The following is a 4,774-nucleotide window of genomic DNA, read 5'->3' on the forward strand; positions in this document are numbered from 1 at the left end:
TGGACCACGTCCACCCGGTCGTAGGCGCCCGAGCGGACCATCTCCGACAGCGACCAGTCCACGAACGGTGCCAGAGCACGCTCGCACTCCTCGAACCGTGCCGCGAACACCGGCGACGACTCCAGCAGCTCCACCGCCATACCCGGCCACTGCGAACCCTGCCCCGGAAAGACGAACACCTTCTTCCCGGCCGGTGCGGTGGTGCCGCGAACGGTGTGGTCGGAGAACTCGCCGCGGACCAGCAGATCCAGTTCGTGCGCGAGGGCGTCGCGACCGGCGCCGACGACGACCGCGCGGTGCGGCAGCGCGGCCCTGCCGGTCGCGGTGGAGAACCCGATGTCGGCCGGCGCGAGGCCGGGCCGTGCCGCCAGGTGGGTGCGCAGCCGGTCGGCCTGGTCGCGCAGGGCGTCGGCCGTCCGCGCGGACAGCAGCCAGGGAACCGCCGTGCCGGGCGGGGGCGCCGCCGCGGCGGGTTCCTCGTCGGCCTCGGCGGCCTGCTCCAGGACGAGGTGGGCGTTGGTGCCACTCACCCCGAAGGAGGACACGCCGGCGCGCCGGGGGTGCCCGTACTCGGGCCAGTCGACCGCCTCGGTGAGCAGCCGGACATCGCCCGCCGACCAGTCGACGTGCGTCGACGGCCGGGTGATGTGCAGGGTTCTGGGCAGCACTCCGTGCCGCATCGCCAGCACCATCTTGATGACACCGGCGACGCCCGCGGCGGCCTGGGTGTGGCCGATGTTGGACTTCAGCGAGCCCAGCCACAGCGGCCGGTCGCGGTCCTGGCCGTAGGTGGCCAGCAGGGCCTGCGCCTCGATCGGGTCGCCCAGTGACGTACCCGTGCCGTGCGCCTCCACCACGTCCACGTCGGAGGGCTTCAGCCCGGCATTGGCCAGTGCCTGCCGGATGACGCGCTGCTGCGACGGGCCGTTGGGGGCGGTCAGCCCGTTGGACGCGCCGTCCTGGTTCACCGCGCTGCCGCGGATCACCGCGAGCACCGGGTGCCCGTGACGACGGGCGTCCGACAGCCGCTCCAGCAGCACCACGCCGACGCCCTCGCCGAAGCCGGCACCGTCGGCGCCCTCGGCGAAGGACTTGCAGCGGCCGTCGGCGGCGACGCCGCCCTGTTGGCTGAGGCCTACGAACAGGCTGGGGCTCGCCATCACGGTCGCGCCGCCGGCCAGGGCCAGCTCGCTCTCTCCCGCGCGCAGGGACTGCGCAGCCAGGTGGATCGCCACCAGGGACGAGGAGCAGGCGGTGTCGACGGTGACGGACGGACCCCCCAGGCCGAAGACGTACGAGATCCGGCCGGAGCCCACGCTGGACTGGGTACCCATGCCGAGGAACGCCTCGACGCCGTCCGGGACGTGGTGCAGGGGGCCGCCGTAGTCGGTGCCCATCAGGCCGACGAAGACGCCCGTTCTGCTGCCGCGCAGGGTGCCCGGGTCGATGCCCGCGCGTTCGAACGCCTCCCAGCTGGTCTCCAGAAGCAGCCGCTGCTGCGGGTCCATCGCGAGCGCCTCGCGCGGCGAGATGCCGAAGAAGCCCGGGTCGAAGGCGCCGGCGTCGGCGAGGAAGCCGCCCTCGCGGGTGCGGGACGTCAGCGTGGCGGGTCCGCCCTCGCCGAAGAGCCGGCCGGTGTCCCATCCGCGGTCCTCGGGGAACGGGGAGATGGCGTCCCGCGCCTCGCCGACCAGGGTCCACAGGTCATCGGGCGAGGCGACCCCGCCGGGGTAGCGGCAGCCCATGGCCACCACGGCGACCGGCTCGTCGGTCCGCTCGGACAGACGCTGGTTGGCCTCCCTGAGTCGTTCGTTGTCCACCAGTGCGCTGCGCAGGGCAGCGATCACCTGCTCCTGAGAGGCAGTCATCATGAGCTCCACACACGTCGATCGGGGTCAGGATTCGTCATCACCAAGGGCATTGGCCCAACGGACAAGACCATCCACGTCCATGCTCTGGAGGTGACTGATCCGGTCGGCCGTCGGCTGCCGGCGGGCCTCCTCCGCCAGCCGCAGGATCACGTCGAGCACCCCGGCCGCACGCAGCTGCTCCACGGAGACGGACGCGACGGCCTCGCGGATCTCCTCGTCGTCCGCTGCCCCGCCCGTTTGCGCGAGCGCCGCGGGTGCCTCGGCCGGGGCGAGCCCCAGCTTGTCGTAGAGGTAGCCGGCCAGCCCCGAGGCTGTCGGGTAGTCGAACACCAGCGTCGGCGTCAGCCGGGTGCCGACGGCGGCGGAGAGGCGGTTGCGTAGTTCGACGGCCATCAGCGAGTCGAAGCCGAGGCTCATGAACGTCGTGTCCGGGTCCACGGAGGCGGGCCCGTCGTAGGCGACGACCCCGGCCACGGCCGACCGCACCAGATCCAGCAGGCTTTCCCGCCGCGCCTCCTCCGGCAGCCCCTCAACACGCTGCCGGAACGTTATCGCGTCCGCCGAGCCCTCGGCCATGACCTGGGTCCGTCGCACGGCGGGCCGCACCAGGTGCCGCAGCAGCGGCGGAATCTCCCCGCCGCGGGGCGACAGGTCCAGGTGGATCGGGACCAGCACGGCGTCGTCCATGGCCGACGCGGCGTCGAACAGCGCGAGTCCGTCGGCCGAGCCGATGGGCCGCACACCACCGCCGGCCAGCCTGGCCACCTCACGGTCGCCGAGGCCGCCGGTCATGGCGCTGCGCTGCTCCCAGAAGCCCCAGCCCAGCGACTGGGCCGGCAGGCCCGCGGCGCGCCTGCGCTCGGCCAGCGCGTCGAGGAAGGCGTTGGCCGCGGCGTAGTTGGCCTGACCGGCCGCGCCGAAGGTCGCCGACGCCGAGGAGAACAGCACGAACGCGGAAAGCCGCAGGCCGCGGGTCAGCTCGTCGAGCAGCAGCGCCGCGTCGGCCTTGGGCCGCAGTACGCGGTCCACCTGCTCCGGCGTCAGCGACGTGACCGGGGCATCGTCGAGCACGCCGGCCGCGTGCACGACCCCGGTCAGCGGCCGATCGGCCGGGATGCCGGCGATGACCTCGGCCATCGCCGTGCGGTCGGCCGCATCACAGCGGACGGCCGCCACCCGGGCCCCCGCCGCCGTGAGCTCCTCGACCAGCTCCGGATCGGGGCCGGAGCGTGCGACCAGTACGAGGTCGCGCACGTTGTGCCGGTCCACCAAGTGCCGCGCGGTCAGCCCGCCGAGAACACCGCTCGCACCGGTGATGAGCACCGTGCCGTCCGGTTCCCACTTCGGCTCCTCGCCGGTCGGCGCGGCCCGTACGAGACGGGCCGCGAGTACGGCACCGTCCCGGACCGCGACCTGCGGTTCGCCGCCGGCCACGGCGACGGGCAGCCACGGGGTGACGTCGTCGTCCGGACCGAGGTCCATCAGCACGAACTGATCGGGGTGCTCGGTCTGCGCCGCCCTGACCAGGCCCCACACCGACGCGTGCACCGCGTCCCGGACGCCGGGCCCGGCCGCGCCGCGGGTGACGAACACCAGACGCCGGTCGTCCTCGTGCTCCGCGGCCAGCCACTCCTGGACCCGGGCGAGCGTCCGGTGCGCGACGGCGTGCACGTCGTCGTCGGGTCCGGTGAAGTCGGCCACCTCGTACGGCGGTACGTCCGTGCCGTCGGCGGTCACCGGATGCCAGTCGACCCGGTACAGCGACCGCACCCGGGCGGCCTCCAGCTGTCCCGCCGCGAGCGGGCGCATCACCAGCGACTCGACGGCGGCGACCGGGGACCCGGCGGCGTCGGCGACGGTGATCGCGACCTCGTCGGTGCCGGTCGTCCTCAGCCGCACCCGCAGGGTCGTCGCGCCCGACGCGTACAGGCTCGTCCCGCCCCAGCTGAACGGCAGCCGGACACCGTCGGCCTCGCCCGCGGACGGGCCACCCTCCACGGCCGTCAGCCACAGCGCGTGCAGTGCCGCGTCCAGGAGCGCCGGGTGCAGGCCGAACCGCCGGGCGCGGTCATGCTGCGCCTCGGGCAGGGCGACCTCGGCGTACACCTCGTCACCGTGGTGCCAGGCCGCCTTGAGTCCCTGGAATCCGGGCCCGTACCGGTAACCGTGCTCGGCGAAGCGGGAGTACAGGCCGGTGGTGTCCAGGGGTTCGGCCCCGGCCGGGGGCCACGGTCCGGTCAGGGCGTCCGCCGGTGCGCTCGCCTCGGCGAGTGTGCCGCCCGCGTAGCGGGTCCATTCCTGGTCGGTGGGTGCGTCCTCGGCCTTGCCGTGGATTGTCAGTCGTCGGCTGCCGTCCGTGTCGGGGGCGGCGACCACGACCTGGATCGCGAGTCCGCCGTGGTCGGGCAGGACGAGTGGTGCCTCCAGGGTCAGCTCCTCGACCGTGGCGCAGCCGAGTTGTGTTCCCGCGTGCTGTGCCAGTTCCAGGAAGGCCGTGCCCGGCAGCAGTACCGTCCCGTTCACGGCGTGGTCCGCCAGCCACGGATGTGCTCTCAGCGACAGCCGCCCGGTGAACAGATACCCCTGCGCGTCCGCCAACGGCAGTGCGGCTCCCAGCAGCGGATGTTCCGCGCTGCGCAGCCCCGCCGCACTCACATCACCGCTCGTTGTGGATGCCTCCAGCCAGTACCGCTTGTGCTGGAACGCGTAGGTCGGCAGGTCCTGGTAGGCCGGGACACCCCCGTGGAACGGTGTGAAGTCCACCGCGACACCGCGGACGAACAGTTCACCGGCCGACAGCAGGAACCGCCGCAGACCGCCTTCGTCGCGGCGCAGGGTGCCGACCGCGAGGACCGTGGTGTCGCCGCCGATGTCCTCGGCGGTCTCCTCGATGGGTATGGTCA

General features: G+C 73.5%; 2 protein-coding genes. Both read right to left on the reverse strand.

Going from position 1 to position 4,774, the window contains the following annotated elements:
- A partial coding sequence (locus tag KUM32_RS35435; protein WP_217146038.1) for a type I polyketide synthase occupies positions 1–1,868 on the reverse strand: 1,868 nt, incomplete at its 3' end.
- Between the two features lie 27 nt (positions 1,869–1,895).
- Positions 1,896–4,774, reverse strand: a 2,879-nt coding sequence (locus KUM32_RS35440) for a type I polyketide synthase (RefSeq protein WP_217146039.1), incomplete at its 5' end; no start/stop codon positions are given.

This window comes from Streptomyces sp. AC627_RSS907 (assembly GCF_019049165.1).